The sequence below is a fragment of the Pseudomonas sp. FW305-96 genome (assembly GCF_058783825.1).
This window is the reverse complement of sequence record NZ_JBYSYW010000008.1, coordinates 135,062-152,939: the sequence shown is the minus strand read 5'-3', so window position 1 is coordinate 152,939 and position 17,878 is coordinate 135,062. Positions and strand designations below refer to the sequence as shown.

At 65.2% G+C, this 17,878-nt stretch carries 14 protein-coding genes; 12 read left to right on the top strand and 2 right to left on the bottom strand.

Annotated features, from left to right (window positions below):
* Positions 1-79 precede the first annotated feature (79 nt).
* Both AC3WL2_RS08875 and AC3WL2_RS08870 read left to right on the top strand, forming a co-directional pair.
* A complete protein-coding gene (locus AC3WL2_RS08875) occupies positions 80-1,357 on the top strand; it encodes a bifunctional O-acetylhomoserine aminocarboxypropyltransferase/cysteine synthase (protein ID WP_102685020.1) in 1,278 nt (425 codons plus the stop codon).
* Between the two features lie 63 nt (positions 1,358-1,420).
* Entirely contained in the window at positions 1,421-2,188 is a 768-nt protein-coding gene (locus AC3WL2_RS08870; RefSeq protein WP_102685021.1) for a hypothetical protein, read from the top strand.
* Positions 2,189-2,416: 228 nt separating this feature from the next.
* Here AC3WL2_RS08870 and AC3WL2_RS08865 read toward each other — a convergent pair whose 3' ends face one another.
* Positions 2,417-3,844 carry a DUF8371 domain-containing protein gene (locus AC3WL2_RS08865; protein ID WP_146022620.1) on the bottom strand — a complete coding sequence of 476 codons (1,428 nt, stop codon included), beginning with the start codon at positions 3,842-3,844 and terminating at the stop codon, positions 2,417-2,419.
* A gap of 259 nt (positions 3,845-4,103) precedes the next feature.
* Here AC3WL2_RS08865 and AC3WL2_RS08860 point away from each other — a divergent pair, with 259 nt between their 5' ends.
* Positions 4,104-5,858: a flavin monoamine oxidase family protein gene (locus AC3WL2_RS08860; RefSeq protein ID WP_102685023.1), complete on the top strand. Its 1,755-nt coding sequence runs from the start codon at positions 4,104-4,106 to the stop codon at positions 5,856-5,858.
* Positions 5,855-7,534, top strand: a complete 1,680-nt coding sequence (locus tag AC3WL2_RS08855; RefSeq protein WP_102685024.1) for an alpha-keto acid decarboxylase family protein — start codon at positions 5,855-5,857, stop codon at positions 7,532-7,534. The genes AC3WL2_RS08860 and AC3WL2_RS08855 overlap by 4 nt, the downstream gene beginning before the upstream one ends.
* A gap of 82 nt (positions 7,535-7,616) precedes the next feature.
* Here the strand turns inward: AC3WL2_RS08855 and AC3WL2_RS08850 are convergent, their stop codons facing one another.
* Positions 7,617-7,913 carry a DUF3077 domain-containing protein gene (locus tag AC3WL2_RS08850; RefSeq protein WP_102685025.1) on the bottom strand — a complete coding sequence of 99 codons (297 nt, stop codon included), beginning with the start codon at positions 7,911-7,913 and terminating at the stop codon, positions 7,617-7,619.
* A gap of 366 nt (positions 7,914-8,279) precedes the next feature.
* On the opposite strand from AC3WL2_RS08850, the gene AC3WL2_RS08845 reads away from it, so the two are divergent.
* The 8 genes from AC3WL2_RS08845 to AC3WL2_RS08810 all read left to right on the top strand — a co-directional run bounded on the left by AC3WL2_RS08845 (position 8,280) and on the right by AC3WL2_RS08810 (position 17,732).
* Entirely contained in the window at positions 8,280-9,185 is a 906-nt protein-coding gene (locus AC3WL2_RS08845) for an AraC family transcriptional regulator (protein WP_102685026.1), read from the top strand.
* A gap of 236 nt (positions 9,186-9,421) precedes the next feature.
* Positions 9,422-10,732 (top strand): ABC transporter substrate-binding protein, encoded by a 1,311-nt coding sequence (locus AC3WL2_RS08840; RefSeq protein WP_102685027.1) that lies wholly within the window; start codon positions 9,422-9,424, stop codon positions 10,730-10,732.
* Positions 10,733-10,802: 70 nt separating this feature from the next.
* Positions 10,803-11,726: a carbohydrate ABC transporter permease gene (locus tag AC3WL2_RS08835; RefSeq protein WP_102685028.1), complete on the top strand. Its 924-nt coding sequence runs from the start codon at positions 10,803-10,805 to the stop codon at positions 11,724-11,726.
* 10 nt (positions 11,727-11,736) lie between these two features.
* Positions 11,737-12,570 carry a carbohydrate ABC transporter permease gene (locus AC3WL2_RS08830; protein ID WP_046856056.1) on the top strand — a complete coding sequence of 278 codons (834 nt, stop codon included), beginning with the start codon at positions 11,737-11,739 and terminating at the stop codon, positions 12,568-12,570.
* A 75-nt stretch (positions 12,571-12,645) separates the two neighbouring features.
* Positions 12,646-13,758, top strand: a complete 1,113-nt coding sequence (locus tag AC3WL2_RS08825) for an ABC transporter ATP-binding protein (RefSeq protein ID WP_102685029.1) — start codon at positions 12,646-12,648, stop codon at positions 13,756-13,758.
* Between the two features lie 11 nt (positions 13,759-13,769).
* Positions 13,770-15,239 (top strand): mannitol dehydrogenase family protein, encoded by a 1,470-nt coding sequence (locus AC3WL2_RS08820; RefSeq protein WP_102685030.1) that lies wholly within the window; start codon positions 13,770-13,772, stop codon positions 15,237-15,239.
* A 16-nt stretch (positions 15,240-15,255) separates the two neighbouring features.
* On the top strand, positions 15,256-16,746 hold the full coding sequence (gene xylB / locus AC3WL2_RS08815; protein WP_102685031.1) for a xylulokinase: 1,491 nt from the start codon (positions 15,256-15,258) through the stop codon (positions 16,744-16,746).
* A 41-nt stretch (positions 16,747-16,787) separates the two neighbouring features.
* Entirely contained in the window at positions 16,788-17,732 is a 945-nt protein-coding gene (locus AC3WL2_RS08810) for a carbohydrate kinase family protein (RefSeq protein ID WP_102685032.1), read from the top strand.
* Positions 17,733-17,878: the final 146 nt, after the last annotated feature.

The following is a 17,878-nucleotide window of genomic DNA, read 5'->3' as shown; positions in this document are numbered from 1 at the left end:
GCACCTTCCGCGCGCTTGACCGCCTGCTCGCTCCCGCCCATGCTCGACCGCTTCCACCCCACGCTCAAGGAACGATTGCATGAAGCTGGAAACACTCGCCATCCACGCGGGCTTCAGCCCCGACCCGACCACCAAGGCGGTGGCCGTGCCGATCTACCAGACCACCTCGTTCGCCTTCGACGACACCCAGCACGGCGCCGACCTGTTCGACCTCAAGGTCGCCGGCAACATCTACTCGCGCATCATGAACCCCACCAACGATGTGCTCGAGCAGCGCATGGCCGCCCTCGAAGGCGGGGTTGGCGCGCTGGCAGTGGCTTCGGGCATGGCCGCCATCACCTATGCCATCCAGACCGTCGCCGAGGCCGGCGACAACATCGTCTCGGTAGCCAAGCTGTACGGCGGCACCTACAACCTGCTGGCCCATACCCTGCCGCGCCAGGGCATCACCACCCGCTTCGCCGCCCACGACGACATCGCCGCCCTCGAGGCGCTGATCGACGAACGCACCAAGGCGGTGTTCTGCGAGTCCATCGGCAACCCTGCCGGCAATATCGTCGATATCGCGGCGCTGGCCGAGGCCGCCCACCGCCACGGCGTGCCGCTGATCGTCGACAATACCGTGGCCACGCCAATCCTCTGCCGCCCGTTCGAGCACGGCGCTGATATTGTCGTGCACTCGCTGACCAAGTACATCGGCGGCCACGGCACCAGCATCGGCGGCATCGTCATCGACTCGGGCAAATTCCCCTGGGCCGATCACACGCAACGTTTCGCCCTGCTCAATACCCCCGACCCGTCCTACCACGGCGTCACCTACACCGAAGCCTTCGGCCCCGCCGCCTTCATCGGCCGCTGCCGCGTGGTGCCGCTGCGCAACACCGGCGCCGCGCTGTCGCCGTTCAACGCCTTCCTGATCCTGCAAGGCCTGGAGACCCTGGCCCTGCGCATGGAGCGCCATACCGAGAACGCGTTCAAGGTTGCCCGCTACCTGCAGGAACACGACCAGGTGGCCTGGGTGAAATACGCAGGCCTGCCCGATCATCCCGAGCACCAACTGGCCCAGCGCTACACCGGCGGCAAGCCGGCCTCGATCCTGTCGTTCGGCATCAAGGGCGGCCAGGCCGCCGGGGCGCGCTTCATCGATGCGCTGCAACTGGTGGTGCGCCTGGTGAACATCGGCGACGCCAAGTCGCTGGCTTGCCACCCCGCCTCCACCACCCACCGCCAGCTCAACGACGACGAGCTGGAAAAGGCCGGTGTGCCGCGAGACATGGTGCGCCTGTCGATTGGTATCGAGCACAGCGATGACATCATCGCCGACCTCGCCCAGGCCCTGGAGGCCAGCCGCGGCTGATCCACCCGCGCCCCACCCAATGCCGACGGCGGGCGCCCCCTTGCAGAACCGGAACTGCGCGCAATGACTCTCTTCTACCTGAAACTCCTCGTCACCCCGCTGCTGATGTGGGCCATCTCACTCGCTTCGCGGCGCTGGGGCGGCCTGCTCGGCGGCTTGCTGTCCGGCCTGCCGATCACCTCGGCGCTGGTGATGACCTTCCTGTGCCTGGAGCAAGGCACGGCCTTCGCCCTGGGCGCGGTGCCGGGTGCGTTGGGCGGCCTGGCCGCGGTGCAGGCCACCTACACCTTCTACCTGTTCGCCACGCGCAAGCTCGGCATCGCTGCGGCGGTATCGCTGGCGATCCTGTTCTATGGCCTGGCGGCCTATGCCTTCACCCACTGGGGTGGGCTGTACCTGTCGATCGGCGTGGCGCTGCTGCTGATCGGCGTGCTGATTCGCGCCAGTGGCCGCGAACCCAAGCCCGATACGCTTGCCCAGCCCCGACACCGCTATTGGGAGATCCCCCTGCGCATGGTGTCCGCCACCGCGCTGCTGATGCTCACCACCAGCCTGGCCAGTTGGCTGGGGCCGGCAACCAGCGGGATGCTGGCGCCGATCCCGGTGATCGCCTGGCCGTTGGTGGTGTTCGCCCATGTGCAGGGCGGACGCGCCGGGATGGCGGCTATGGTGCGGGGCAATGCCATCGGTGCGGTGGGGGTGATTGCGTTCTACCTGGCAATGGCGGGGTTGCTCGAACCTACGGGCGTGGCCATTACCATGCTGGTTGCGATGGCGACTGCCGTTGGCCTGACCGTCGCCCTGGCGACCTTGTTGAAAGGGCGTACCTGAGCTGCCGCAATTGACGGCACATCGGTATCGCCGACATTGATTCCCCCGCAAGGGCAACACACGGGAAAATACCGTGGATATGGATCAGGCATGCGGCCTGCTTGCCAAGGCAAAACGACATCGCCAGCCGCCCTGGAGCCAAGCATTTTTGCTCTAGGCGGCCGCGGTCACTGCGCCCCCACGGCAAGCAGCCTACCCGCGTTTTCGCAAGCGCGGGGCATTCGGTTTTCAGCGCTTCCTGCTGGCCGACACCCGCTGCTGAGCGTCGATATAGACAATATCGGACGCCCTGTCGCCCTTGGCAGCTTGCAACGAGCGGACCCCCTCAAGCTTTCCACCCAGTTCTCCAACATCCACCAGCACGAAAATCCCATGCTCGGTGTTTTCCGAATCCTTGTAGCGCTCCAACTGACACTCATAACCATGCACGACTCTGGTGTTGGTCGACAGCTTGAACTCCACCACGACCTTGTCATGCCAGCCGGCAGATATCTTGAAATCAACCGGCCCACTTCCACCGTCCGATTCAGGCGAAATATCCAGGTCGTACGCACGGCAAAAACTCACGGCACTGCTGAAGAACAGCTTCTGCACGGTGCGCTCGTGCTTGGGCTGGTCTCGATCCCAAAGCTCAGTCCACAGTCCGTGCACTTCGATCTGCGCCTTGAATACTTCAAGAATCTCAAGCACCACATCACCCATCGTGCGTATGCACGGGTCGTCCCGGAACTGCTCCACCACCTCGTCAAGCAAGCGACGCTGCTCCCTGCCAAGCCGTTTCCAGAACAGCGGATTACTCAAGTCTTCGGTGAGCTGATCGATGCGACCAAGGACTGCGAGTTTCAGTTCATCCATGCGCTGGAGGAGATTTTCGGAAGACGATGACCTACCGATTCTCTGCAGATAATCCAGTATCTGGTCAGGCTGCGGGCTTATGCCGGCCTCCATGAGCAAGGCAATAGCTCGCGTTTGCCCCTCATGCCCGGCCTCCCGCTCGAACCTGCGGGAAAGACACACATCCCACAGCTCTCGCCTGGCCCACTGGGAAAAGTCGGAGAGGATGTCGACATCCGGCGGGACAATCACATACTCCAGGCAGTAATCGATAAGGAATGTCCTGCGCAGGGTGGTGATCATCTTTATCAACCCGAGGCCGATACGTGTTTCAGGTAAAAACGTCGGGAAATTATCGCTGATCATCTCGAAGAGATCCGCGACCGGTTCAACAGTGCGTAGCGTGGGCACATGAAAATCGTAAGGGGCATCCCAGAGCTCATTGCTCAGCGAGAAACCTCGGTCATCGATCGTACAACGTGGGGTGAGCGTGCAGACCTCACCTGACTCGAATAGATAGACCCGAAGCCCTTTGCTTTTGTAGATATAGGATTTCCTGCCGAACGCAGCCCCCGTCAGGCCATCGAACAGCAGGACCGCCCTGGAGGGGTGAAACTCTTCCATTGAATGGGTACGGGGGGAGCCCGGCTCGCAATCTTCTATTGGAATCACTTCAACTGCCATACGCTCAGGCAACGCCTCGAACAGCTCGCGCTGATCCAGCACGCAGGACAGCACATCCCGGGTAACGCCAACAAAGTCGACTTGCTCTCCCCAGCATTCCCTTACCGCTGCCAGCAACAGCGTTTCCAGCACGTTCATACCCTTCCTCATCAAAATCTCATGCCTTGGCAGGCTTCTGGCAACAAGTAGTGCCAAAACGATACCACGCCACCAGTGTGCCTACGCCAACGACAGCTACGCCAAGATGACCATCGCCTGGGTGCCTCGTACCCGTCGGTGTAGCCGCGCCGGGACCACGTTGAAAAATCGATGATGGCAAACTGGCATTCCGCCAAACCTCGACAATACTGGCTCGTCACATGGATTCCTTGCCCACAACAACAAAAGGGAATTTGCGATGAGCCAGCCCCAACCCTTGGACGTCGCCATCATCGGCGGCGGTGTCTCCGGTACCTACAGCGCCTGGCGCCTGCAACAGGCCCACGGCGACAGCCAGCGTATCCAGCTATTCGAATATGGCGACCGCATCGGCGGGCGGCTGTTCAGCGTCAAGCTGCCCGGCCTGCCCAACGTGGTCGCCGAGGTGGGCGGCATGCGCTACATGCCCGGCGCCGACGGCCATGTGATGGTCGACACGCTGGTGCAGCACCTGGGCCTGCCGAGCAAGGACTTCCCCATGGGCAACGAACTGCCCAAAGACGCGCCCATCGGCGCCCAGGACAACCTGTTCTACCTGCGCGGCCAGCGCTTCCGTTTCCGCGACTTCGTCGAGGCGCCGCACAAGATTCCCTACGACCTGGGCTGGACCGAGCGCGGCTACAACCCCGAAGACCTCCAGGTCAACGTGATGAACAGTATCTACCCCGGCTTCGACAAGCTGAGCCTGGCCGAGCAGATGCAGGTGCAGGTGTTCGGCAAACCGATCTGGCGCTACGGCTTCTGGGACCTGCTTTACCGCGTGCTGAGCAACGAGGGCTACCAGTTCATGAAGGACGCCGGTGGCTACGAGGCCAACGTCGCCAACGCCAGCGCGGTAACCCAGTTGCCCGCCACCGAATACAGCGACGCCACCGTGTTCCGCACGCTCAAGGATGGCTTCCAGAGCCTGCCGCTGACCCTGGCCCAGCGCTTCAGCGAACAGGCCGGCGGCCTGGTGCCCGCCGACCAGCGCATCCAGATGAACCGCCGCCTGGCCGCCCTGAGCTACAGCGACGACACGGAGTACCCCTACCGCCTGCACCTGCGCCACACCGAAACCGTCAACGGCAAGACCCACGACCTCGAAGGCGAGGACATCGTCCACGCCCGCCAGGTGGTCCTCGCCCTGCCGCGCCGCGCGCTGGAGCTGATCGACTCACCGCTGTTCGACGACCCGTGGCTCAAGGACAACCTCGGCTCGGTGCTGGTGCAGTCAGCGTTCAAGCTGTTCCTGGCCTATGAGCAACCCTGGTGGCGCAACCTGGGCCTGGTGGCCGGGCGCTCGGTCACCGACCTGCCGATCCGCCAGTGCTACTACATGGGCACGGAGTGCGATCAGGCGGGTGGCGAGAACACCTTCAACTCGCTGCTGATGGCCTCCTACAACGACATCGGCACCGTGCCGTTCTGGAAAGGCCTGGAAGACGGCCCCGAATTCATCGGCTACACCCCGCGCAGCCTCGAAGGGCGCATCGCCAGTGACGCGGTGGTGCCGCGCACGCAGTTCCAGATCAGCGACGAGATGGTGCGTATCGCCCAGCGCCAGGTCACTCAGTTGCACGCCCAGGTCGAGCTGCCGGCACCCTACAGCGCCGTGTACCACGCCTGGGACGCCGACCCCTACGGTGGCGGCTGGCACGAGTGGAAGGCCAACTACCGCCTGGACCTGATCATCCAGAAGATGCGCCACCCGGTGAAGGACCAGCAGGTGTTCATCGTCGGCGAGGCCTATTCCTATGGCCAGGGCTGGGTCGAAGGCGCGCTGACCACCGCCGAGTCAGCCCTGCAGGAGTTCTTCGAACTGCCACGTCCCAACTGGCTGCCGGCCAGCTACCAGTTGCTGCCGACTCCGGCCCCGGAAGAGATCGACTACGCCACCCCGCCCATGCCCGGCCACGCGCCGCAGGTGCTCGAGTCCATCACCCAGGCCATCTGCGCGGGGGTCAAGCCATGAGCACCTTTACCGTAGCCGACTACCTGCTGACCCGGCTCAAGGAGCTGGGCCTGGACAAGGTGTTCCAGGTGCCGGGGGATTATTGCTCCAGGTTCATGAGCGCGCTGGACGCCTTCGACGGCATCGACGCCGTGGGCGAAGTCTATGAGATGGGCGCCGCCTACAGCGCTGACGGCTACGCCCGGGTGCACGGCCTGGGCGCGGTGTCACTGCAGTACGGCGTGGGCACCTTCAGCGCGGTGAACGCCATCGCCGGCGCCTACGTGGAGCGCAACCCGGTGGTGGTGATCTCCGCCAGCCCCTCGACCAGCGACCGGCTCAAGGCCAATGCCCAGAACGTGCTGTTCCATCACTCCACCGGCAACTTCGAGGCCGACCGCAACGTGCTGGAGCAGGTGACCGTGGCCTGCGAGATCCTCGCCGACCCGCACCGCGCGCCCTGGCAGATCGACAACGCGCTGATCGCCGCCCTCACCCACCGCCAGCCCATTTACCTGGAAGCCTACCAGGACATCTGGGGCGCCGAGGTCAGCCGCCCCCACGGCCAGCTGACCCCAGCCCCGCGTCCGTCCAACCCCCAAGCCTTGCAAAGCCTGGTCGAGGCCACCGTGCAACGTCTGGCCACGGCGCGCCAGCCGCTGGTGCTGCTGGGCGTGGAAATCATCCGCTACGGCCTGCAGGACGCCGTGCAACGCCTGATCGACAGTTGCGGCCTGCCCTTCTCCACCACCCTCGACGCCAAGACCGTGCTCGACGAAAGCCAGGCGCCGTTCATCGGCACCTACGCCGGCCCCGCCTCGCGCCCGGAAACCTCGGCCCAGGTGGATGCCTGCGACTGCATCCTGGCCATCGGCGTGATCTTCACCGACGACTACCTGGACCTGCTCAAGGCCCGCTATGGCGAAATCGTCCAGGTGAACTGCGAGCTGGCCCGCGCCGGCGCCGACTACTACCCCAACGTGCGCCTGCCCGACTATGTCGACGCCCTGCTCAAGGCCCTGAAGGTGGACACCCAGTTCCCCCGCCCAGGCACGGCCCTGGCCGCCTCGCGCCCGCTGCTGGGCAGCGGCGCGGTGCCCAGCGCGCTGAGCTATGCAAGCTTCTTCGACAGCCTGGTGAACTTCGCCCAGGAGCATCGCCTGTGGCAGACCAGCACGCTGATCCTCGGCGAAAGCTCGTCGCTGTACGTGGCCAGCAACATCAACGGCATGCCCCGCGGCAGCTTCATCTCCGATGCCATCTGGGGCTCGCTCGGCCACGAGACCGGCTGCGCCCTGGGCGTGGCGCTGGGCAGTGGCCGGCGCCCGGTGGTGGTGGCCGGTGATGGCGGGTTCATGATGGTCAGCCAGTCGCTGGCGGCGCTGGCGCGCAACAGGGTCAATGCCGTGGTGTTCGTGATGAGCAACCAGGTATATGCGATCGAGCAGGCCTTCGTCGACCCTGATGCGTTCACGCCCGAAGGTGAATTCGCACCGTTCGATACCCTGCCAGCGCTGGACTACACCGCGCTGGCCAGCGGGTATGGCGCGCTGGGGTATCGGGTGGAAACGGTGGACGAGCTGGAGCGCTTGCTGCCGCAGTTGCTGATGGTGGTGCAGCGGCCAGTACTGGTGGAGGTGAAGATTGCCGAGAAGGACTTCGCCGAGCAGATCAAGCGGTTGGCCGGGGTAAGTTGATTGCACGGCTGATCGCTTGCCTGCAGTAAACAAAAAGCCGCTTTCGATTGCTCGAAAGCGGCTCTTGCGTTTGCAGCGCTGCTCAACTGTCACCCTGTTCCTTGCTTGCCGGCAACTGCCCGTCGATCATCGCCTTGGCCATCCCGCTGAGGTAGTACGTTGCGCGCATCAGCGTCTGTGCCTGTTTCGGCTGGCTCAACGCCTGGTACGTGAGCGCGGTGATACAGCCCAGGATGATCGACGTTTCCTGCAGCACCTCGGCCGTCGGCAACCCCGGTATCGCCTGCACCCAGTCGCGTACCGACCGGCGTCGGGTACGGCCGACCAGGCTGACGATTTTCAGTTCGCCGCTGCCCTTTGCTTGTTCGTCCTTGTCCATGACCCACCCCCTGAAAAATGAAAGAGCCCGCCGCGTCTCACCGCCCGGGGCCAGCGGGCCAAACCGCGCGATCCTTGCGCGGCGCTCTGCCCAAAGGCCCGGCCAACCCCGGACGGCGAAACACGACGAGCAGGGCGAGACTAAAGGGCCTACCCACTCGCTACAACGGCCCGGCGAGTGGAAAAGGTACCTTTAGGAAAAGGACTACACGAACAACGGAAGAATGGCTGTAGGACCTACAAAATCTGCCTGAGCAAGCGGCCGCATAAGTCCATCGCAAGGCACGCACCTACAGAACTGTGCGCTGCCCTGCTTCGCCACTTCAGGCTAGGATGACACCTCGCCCCTCCAGGCCCAGCCACCGCCATGCCCAGAACAAGTAAAGTCACCGACCCGTCCTACGAGCTGATGGACGACCACGAAGGCGCCTCGCTGATCTACCGCCAGCACGGTTTCCCCAGCCCGCTGGTGCGCTGGCACTTCCACAAGGAATACGAGCTGCACCTGATGGTGGCCAGCGCCGGCAAGGTGTTCATCGGCGACTACATCGGCAACTTCGCCCCCGACACGCTGTTCCTCACCGGCCCCAACCTGCCGCACAACTGGATCAGCCAGGTCGGCCCCGACGAGGTGGTGGGCAAGCGCGACATGCTGGTCAACTTTACCGACCAGGTACTTGAACACGGCAGCCAGGTGTTCGCCGAGCTCAACCAGCTGGCCCCGCTGCTGGCCCGGGCGCGCTATGGCATCGAGTTCCGCGACCCGGCATTGATCAACGAGAGCCGCCAACTGCTGCAACGCATCGCCGACAGCAGCGGCATGACCCGCCTGGGATACTTTTTTATCCTCATGGAACAGCTCGCCGCCTGCGAGGACTACCAACTGCTGTCCACCGTGACCTCTTCGCAGCTGGCCGACGAACACAACGTCGAGCGCATCAACCGGGCGGTGGACTACATCTTCCAGCACTACGCCCAGGACCTGACCCAGAACCAGGTCGCCGAGCACCTGGGCATGACGCCGACCTACTTCTCGCGGTTTTTCAAGCAAGCTGCCGGGCGCGGCTTCGTCGAGTTCGTCAACCGGCTGCGGGTGAGCAAGTCGTGCGAGCTGCTGGCCAAGGGCGAGCTGCCGGTGACCGAGGTGTGCTTCGAATCGGGCTTCAGCAACCTGTCGAACTTCAACCGGCGCTTCCTGCAACTCAAGGGCATGACCCCTTCCGACTACCGCAGCCTGGTGACCCAGCGGCTGACCGAGCAGAACCGCGCCTGAGCCTTGGGGCTGCGTTGCAGCCCATCGCCGGCAAGCCGGCCCCCACCCCGACCGCAGCGCCTTCAAGCCAGCGCCATCCCTGTGGGAGCCGGCTTGCCGGCGATGGGGCGCGCATCGGCCTCTGTCCAAGCACTGCAAAAAAGTATCAGCCAAGGTGCAGGCGAGGCTTTGTCGGCATCGCCGTGCACGGGTGTAATCAGCGCCGAGCGATACAAAAACAATAAGGGAGTTCACTGATGAACGACTCGATCAAGGCCTGCCTGGCCGCCGCCTGCCTCAGCCTGCCGCTGCATGCCCAGGCCGCCGACACCCTGACCATCGCCACGGTCAACAACAACGACATGATCCGCATGCAGCGCCTGGCCAAGGTGTTCGAGCAGCAGCACCCGGACATCCAGCTCAAGTGGGTGGTGCTCGAAGAGAACGTGCTGCGCCAGCGACTGACCACCGATATCGCCACCCAGGGCGGCCAGTTCGACGTGCTGACCATCGGCATGTACGAAGCCGCGCTGTGGGGCGCCAAGGGCTGGCTGGCACCGATGACCGACCTGCCCGCCGACTACAACCTCGACGACGTGTTCCCCTCGGTACGCAACGGCCTCTCGGCCAATGGCACGCTGTACGCCCTGCCCTTCTACGCCGAAGCCTCGATCACCTACTACCGCAAGGACCTGTTCCAGCAAGCCGGCCTGAGCATGCCCGAGCAACCGACCTGGACCCAGCTCGGTGAGTTCGCCGCCAAGCTCAACAAGCCCGACCAGGGCCAGTACGGCCTGTGCCTGCGCGGCAAGGCCGGCTGGGGCGAGAACATGGCGCTGATCGGCACCGTGGCCAACGCCTTCGGCGCGCGCTGGTTCGATGAGCAATGGAAACCCGAGTTCAGCGGCAGCGAGTGGAAGAATGCGCTGAACTTCTATGTGAACACCCTCAAGCAATACGGCCCGCCCGGCGCCTCCAGCAACGGTTTCAACGAAAACCTCGCGCTGTTCAACAGCGGCAAGTGCGCGATGTGGGTCGACGCCAGCGTCGCCGGCTCGTTCGTCACCGACAAGACCCAGAGCAAGGTCGCCGACCAGGTCGGCTTCACCTTTGCGCCCAAGGAAGTCACCGACAAGGGCGCCACCTGGCTGTATTCCTGGGCACTGGCGATCCCCACCAGTTCCAAATCCAAGGACGCCGCCAGAACGTTCGCCACCTGGGCCACCTCCGAGGCCTACGGCAAGCTGGTGGCCGAGAAAGAAGGCGTGGCCAACGTGCCGCCCGGCACCCGCGCCTCGACCTACAACGACGCGTACCTGGCCGCCGCGCCATTCGCCAAGGTCACCCTCGAATCACTCAAGCGCGTCGACCCCAACCACCCCACCCTCAAGCCCGTGCCCTACGTGGGCATCCAGCTGGTGACCATCCCCGAGTTCCAGGCCATCGGCACCCAGGTCGGCAAGCTGTTCGCCGCCGCCCTCACCGGGCAGATGAAGGTGGATCAGGTGCTGGCTGCCGCCCAGCAGTCCACCGAACGCGAGATGAAGCGCGCCGGTTACCCCAAGTAACCCCTACCGCCACCAACCGCGCCGAACTCCGGCGCGGTGACCGCCCCTTTTTGCCGCACACGGAGTCGCCATGAACACATCGGCCCTCGACACCCCGAGCCTCGCCACCGCGCGCCCCGGCAAACGCCGCGTCGGCCCCGGCTGGTTCCTGGTCAGCCCTTCGGTGGCGCTGCTGCTGTTGTGGATGATCGTGCCCCTGGGCATGACCCTGTATTTCTCGCTGATCCGCTACAACCTGCTGTACCCCGGCGAAAACCAGTTCGTGGGCCTGGAGAACTTCGCCTTCTTCGTCACCGACGCGGGCTTCGTGCCCGGCGCCCTGAATACCCTGACCCTGGTCGGCAGCGTGCTGGCGATCAGCGTGGTGCTCGGCGTGCTGATCGCCGCGCTGCTGGAGGCCGGCGAGTTCTGGGGTCGCGGCGTGGTGCGGGTGCTGCTGATCTCGCCGTTCTTCATCATGCCCACGGTCAGCGCGCTGCTGTGGAAGAACCTGATCTTCCACCCGGTGTCGGGCATCCTCGCCGCCGTGTGGCGCCTGTTCGGCGCGCAACCGGTGGACTGGCTGGCGCACTACCCGCTGCTGTCGATCATCCTGATCGTGTCGTGGCAATGGCTGCCGTTCGCCATCCTGATCCTGATGACCGCCATGCAGTCGCTGGACCAGGAACAGAAGGAAGCCGCGCGCCTGGATGGCGCAGGCCCCTTGGCGATCTTCTGGCACCTGACCCTGCCGCACCTGGCGCGGCCCATCGCCGTGGTGGTGATGATCGAGACCATCTTCCTGCTGTCGGTGTTCGCCGAGATCTTCACCACCACCAGCGGCGGCCCCGGATACGAGTCCACCAACCTCGCCTACCTGATCTACAACCAGGCGCTGCTGCAGTTCGACGTCGGCATGGCCTCGGCCGGTGGCCTGATCGCCGTGCTGATCGCCAATATCGCCGCCATCGTGCTGGTTCGCATGATCGGCAAGAACCTCACCGCGCGCAGCTGAGGAGCCCGCCATGCTGACACTCAAGCAAACCCGCACCCTGAAGAACGCCCTGCTCGGCCTGCTGTGCTGGGCCATCGCCCTGGTGATCTTCTTCCCGATTTTCTGGATGCTGCTGACCAGCTTCAAGACCGAGCTGGACGCCTTCGCCACGCCGCCGCAGTTCATCTTCGCGCCGACGCTGGAGAACTACCTGCACATCAACGAGCGCAGCGACTACTTCGCCTACGCCTGGAACTCGGTGCTGATCTCCTTCTCGGCGACCCTGCTGTGCATGCTTATCGCCGTGCCGGCCGCCTACTCCATGGCCTTCTTCGAAACCCGCCACACCAAGCGCACGCTGCTGTGGATGCTGTCGACCAAGATGCTGCCGCCGGTGGGCGTGCTGATGCCGATCTACCTGCTGGCCAAGCAGTTCGGCCTGCTCGATTCGCGCCTGGCGCTGGTCATCGTCTACACCCTGATCAACCTGCCGATCGTGGTGTGGATGGTGTACACCTACTTCAAGGACATCCCCGTGGACATCCTCGAAGCGGCGCGCCTGGATGGTGCCGGCACCTGGCAGGAGATCGTCCGCGTGCTGCTGCCGATCGCCCGCGGCGGACTGGCCTCGACCCTGCTGCTGTCGTTGATCCTGTGCTGGAACGAGGCGTTCTGGTCGCTCAACCTGACCTCGTCCGCCGCCGCCCCGCTGACCGCGCTGGTGGCCTCCTACTCCAGCCCCGAAGGGCTGTTCTGGGCCAAGCTCTCGGCCGTCTCGACCCTGGCCTGCGCACCGATCCTGATCTTTGGCTGGATCAGCCAGAAGCAGCTGGTGCGCGGGCTTTCATTCGGTGCTGTGAAATGACTTCCTGCCATGCACGCTCCCACGCCAGCCCCTTTCCACGCCTTCCTTTCCACGGCTCTGACAAGGACACCCATCATGGCTGACCTGAAAATCCGCAACCTGCACAAAGGTTTCGATGGCCACGCCATCATCAAGGGCATCGACCTGGACGTGCGCGACCGCGAGTTCGTGGTGTTCGTCGGCCCCTCCGGCTGCGGCAAGTCCACCCTGCTGCGCCTGATCGCCGGCCTCGAGGAGGTCAGCAGCGGCAGCATCACCCTCGACGGCGCCGACATCACCGACACCGCCCCGGCCAAGCGCGACCTGGCCATGGTGTTCCAGACCTACGCGCTGTACCCGCACATGACCGTGCGCAAGAACCTGTCCTTCGCCCTGGACCTGGCCGGCGTCGCCAAGCACGAGGTCACCGCCAAGGTCGACAACGCCGCACGCATACTCGAGCTGCAACCGCTGCTCGAACGCAAGCCGCGCCAGCTCTCCGGCGGTCAGCGCCAGCGGGTGGCGATCGGCCGCGCCATCGTGCGCAACCCGAAGATCTTCCTGTTCGACGAGCCGCTGTCCAACCTCGACGCCGCCCTGCGCGTGCAGATGCGCCTGGAGCTGGCGCGTCTGCACCAGGAGCTGGCCGCGACGATGATCTACGTGACCCACGACCAGGTCGAGGCCATGACCCTGGCCGACAAGGTGGTGGTACTCAACGGCGGGCGCGTCGAGCAAGTGGGCTCGCCGCTGGAGCTGTACCACCATCCGGCCAACCTGTTCGTCGCGGGTTTTCTCGGCACACCGAAGATGGGCTTCCTGCGTGGCCACCTGAGCCGTAACCAGGGCAACCAGTGCGAGGTGGCACTCGAATGCGGTGCGCGCATCGCCCTGCCGCTGTGCGCGGGCGAGCTGCACACCGGCAGCCAGGTGACCCTGGGGATCAGGCCCGAGCACCTGAGCATCAGCCCGGTGTGCCAGGGCGCGCCGGGGTCGCTGCAGGTGACCGCCGATGTCAGCGAGCGGCTGGGCAGCGACAGCTACTGCCATGTGCGCGCCGCGTCCGGCGAGATGCTCACCGTGCGCGTGCGCGGGGACTTTGCGCCGACCTTCGGCGAGGCCCTGGAGCTGACCTTCGACCCCGCCCACTGCCACCTGTTCGACAGCAACGGCCAAGCCCTCGACAAGCGCCTGCAACAGGCGGCCTAAGGACCTTCAGGATGAAACTCAACCAACACAACCTCCCCCGCCTGGCGGTAGCCCGCCCCAGCTACGACCCAAGCCAATTGCGCCAGGGCATCGTGCACATCGGCGTCGGCGGCTTCCACCGCGCCCACCAGGCTGCCTACACCGACGCCCTGATGAACCTGGGCGAAGGCCTCGACTGGGCCATCTGCGGTGCCGGCCTGCGCCGCGAAGACCGCGCCATGCGCGATGCCCTGGCCGCGCAAGACCACCTCTACACCCTGTTCGAGCTGGGCGACCAACCCGACACCCAGGTCCGCGTGATCGCCGCGATCAACGGCATGTTGCTGGCCGAGGACGGCGCCGAAGCGCTGCTGGCCAAACTGGCCGAACCCGACATCCGCATCGTCTCGCTGACCATCACCGAAGGCGGCTACTGCATCGACGACAGCACCGGCGAATTCCGCGCCGACCTGCCGCAGATCCAGCACGACCTGGCCAACCCGCAAGCCCCGCAGAGCGTGTTCGGCTTCCTCTGCGAAGCCCTGCGCCGCCGCCGCGAGGCCGGCAGTGGGCCGTTCACGGTGATGTCCTGCGACAACCTCCCGCACAACGGCGACGTCGCCCGCAAGGCCCTGCTGGCCTTCGCCCACCTGCAGAACCACGACCTGGCCCGCTGGATCGACGGCCACGTCAGCTTTCCCAATGCCATGGTCGACCGCATCACCCCGATGACCAGCCCGGCCCACCGTCAGCAGCTGCTCGAGCGCCACGGCGTCGACGATGCCTGGCCGGTGGTGTGCGAGCCGTTCCTGCAATGGGTGGTGGAAGACAAGTTCGTCGCCGGCCGCCCGGCCTGGGAGCAGGTCGGCGTGCAGTTCACCGACGACGTCACGCCCTATGAAGAAATGAAGATCAAACTGCTCAATGGCAGCCACCTGGCCCTCACCTACCTGGGCTTTCTGCAAGGCTACCGCTTCGTCCACGAAACCCTCGCCGACCCGCTACTGCGCCGCTACATGCACACCTTCATGGACCAGGACGTAACCCCGCAACTGGCCCCGGTACCGGGCATCGACCTGACGCGCTACAAGCACAGCCTTACCGAGCGCTTCGCCAACCGCGCCATCGCCGACCAGCTGGAGCGCGTGTGCTCCGACGGCTCGTCGAAATTCCCCAAGTTCATCGTGCCAACCGCCAACCGCCTGATCGCCGACGGCAAGCCCCTGGAGCGCGTGGCCCTGGTGGTGGCCGCCTGGGCCCTGTACCTGCGCGGCGAGGACGAACAGGGCACCCGCTACAGCATCCCCGACCCCCGCGCCGCCGACTGCCAGGCCCGGGTGGCGCAGCGCGACGGCCTGGCCGCCCGGGTGCTCGGCGACGAGGCGATCTTCGGCACGGCGATCCCCGCGTCCAAAGCCTTCGTCAGCGCCTTCGAGCGCCTGTACGACAGCTTGCGCGAAGTCGGCGTGAGTGAAACCCTGCGCCAGGTCCTCGGCGACTGACACGGAGGTTATCGAAATGGACGGACTGTTCCTCGGCATCGACTGCGGTACCCAGGGCACCAAGGCCCTGGTGCTGGACGCCGGCAGCGGCCAGGTGCTGGGCCTGGGCAGCGCCGCCCATGCACCACCCCAAGGTCGCGATGGCCGGCGCGAGCAGGACCCGGCCGACTGGCTGCAAGCCCTGCGCACGGCGGTGTCCGCAGCGTTGCGCGAAGCTGGTGTGGATGGCCAGGCCATTCGCGCACTGGCGGTGTCCGGCCAGCAACACGGCCTGGTGCTGCTCGACGCCCAAGGCCAGGTGCTGCGCCCGGCCAAGCTCTGGTGCGACACCGAAAGCGCGCCTGAGAACGCGGAGTTGCTCAATGCCCTTGGCGGCGCCCAGGGCTCGCTTGAACGCCTCGGGCTGGTGATCGCGCCGGGCTATACCGTGTCCAAGCTGCTGTGGACCAAGCGCCAATATCCCGAGCTGTTCGCCCGCCTCGCCCATATCCTGCTGCCCCACGATTACCTCAATTACTGGCTGACTGGTCGCGCCTGCACTGAGCCCGGCGACGCCTCCGGCACCGGCTACTACGATGTGCGCCGCCGCGCCTGGGCGCCTGATGTTCTTCAGCACATCGAGCCGGGCGAGCGTCTTTTGGCTGCGCTGCCTGAGCTGGTCGAATCCGGCGATTGCGTCGGCACCCTGCGCGCGCAGGCCGCCACTGCCCTCGGCCTGAGCCCACAGACTTTGGTAGCCACTGGCGGCGGCGACAACATGCTCGGCGCCATCGGCACCGGCAATATCGCCCCCGGCATGATCACCCTGAGCCTCGGCACCTCCGGCACCCTGGCCGCCCATGCCGACCAGCCCCACGTCAGCGCCCAGGGCGAAGTGGCGACCTTCTGCGCCTCCAGCGGCGGCTGGCTGCCGCTGATCTGCACCATGAACCTCACCAGCGCCTGCGCCCTGGTGCGCGACCTGCTGGAACTCGACCTTGACCGTTTCACTGAGCTCGCCGCCCAAGCCCCGATCGGCGCCGACGGCCTGCTGATGCTGCCCTTCTTCGACGGCGAACGCGTGCCCGCGTTGCCCGAGGCCAGCGCCAGCCTGCATGGCATGACCAGCGCCAACCTGACCCGCGCCAACCTCTGCCGCGCCGTGCTCGAAGGCACCTGCTTCAGCCTGCGTTACGGCCTCGACCTGCTGCGCGCCAACGGCCTGCCAGGCAGCGAAATCCGCCTGGTCGGCGGTGCGGCGAAAAGTCCGCTGTGGCGGCAGGTGCTGGCCGACCTGCTCGGCCTGCCAGTGGCATGCCCCCAACAGACCGAAGCCGCCGCCCTCGGCGCCGCGCTTCAGGCCGCCTGGAGCCTAGGCCGCCAGCTGGGCCAAGGCGATAGCCTCGAAACCCTGTGCCACCGCTGCGTCGCCCTCGACGAAAGCACCCGCACCCTGCCCCGCCTGGCGCAACAGGCCGAGTACGAGGTCGCCTATCAACGCTACCGGGATCAACTGCCTGCGCGCTGAGCGCAGGTATCCTGCCCTTATCTATCGTTCTGGAGAACTGCATGTACCTGGTGTGTGGCGAGGCCCTGTTCGATGTCTTCAGCCTGGAAAACAGCAACCGCAGCAGCGAGCTGGGGTTTACCGCGATTGCCGGCGGGTCGCCGTTCAACGTCGCCGTCGGCCTGCGCCGGTTGGGCGTGGAATCGGCGTTGTTCGGCGGGTTGTCCAGCGACTACCTCGGTGCCCGGCTGCGCCGGGTGCTGGAAGAGGAACGGGTGGACTGCCGCTACGTGGTGACCAGTGCTGCGCCGACCACCCTGGCCATGGTCGGGCTGGATGCCAATGGCTCGGCGCAGTATCAGTTTCGCGGTGAAGGGTGTGCGGATCGGCAGGTGATGCTGGAGCATCTGCCGGTGCTGGATGAGCGTGTGCGGGGGTTGCATGTGGGCTCGTACACCCTGGTGGTGCAGCCCGTGGCCGATACACTGATGGCGCTGGTGGAGCGCGAACGGGACCGGCGCTTGATCAGCCTTGATCCGAATGTGCGGCTTAATCCGCAGCCGGATGTGGCGCTGTGGCGGCGGCAGGTGGAGGCGTTTGCTGGGCATGCGCATGTGATCAAGGCCAGTGAGGAAGACATCGCCCTACTCTATCCGGACCGGGAGACTCGTGACGTGGCCCGAGGCTGGCTGAACGAGCGCTGCCGGCTGGTGTTCATCACCCATGGTGCTCACGGTGCCAGCGTGCATTGCGCGCATGGGTCATGGCAGCGGCCGGCGGATACTTCGTTGCCGGTTAGCGACACCGTAGGCGCCGGTGACACCTTCCAAGCCGCCGTGCTCGCCTATCTGGCTCGCCTAGGAGCAGACAGCCCGGCCGGTGTAGCGAAGCTCCCCCATGAAACCATCGATGCAATCCTCGCCTACGCAATCCATGCCGCAGCGATCACCTGCTCCCGAACAGGCCCGAACCTGCCCTTCGAGCATGAACTACCACCGACATTCTGAGGATCATCCATAGCCTGGGAAGCTTTCATACAACGCTTCCCACTCTCATCATTTTTCCCATACCGCCCATCAAAATCCTGACTGAATGTATGCAAATGTAAAAAAATATGATGGCACTATGCCTCGTTAGCCGGCAAAATCCATAC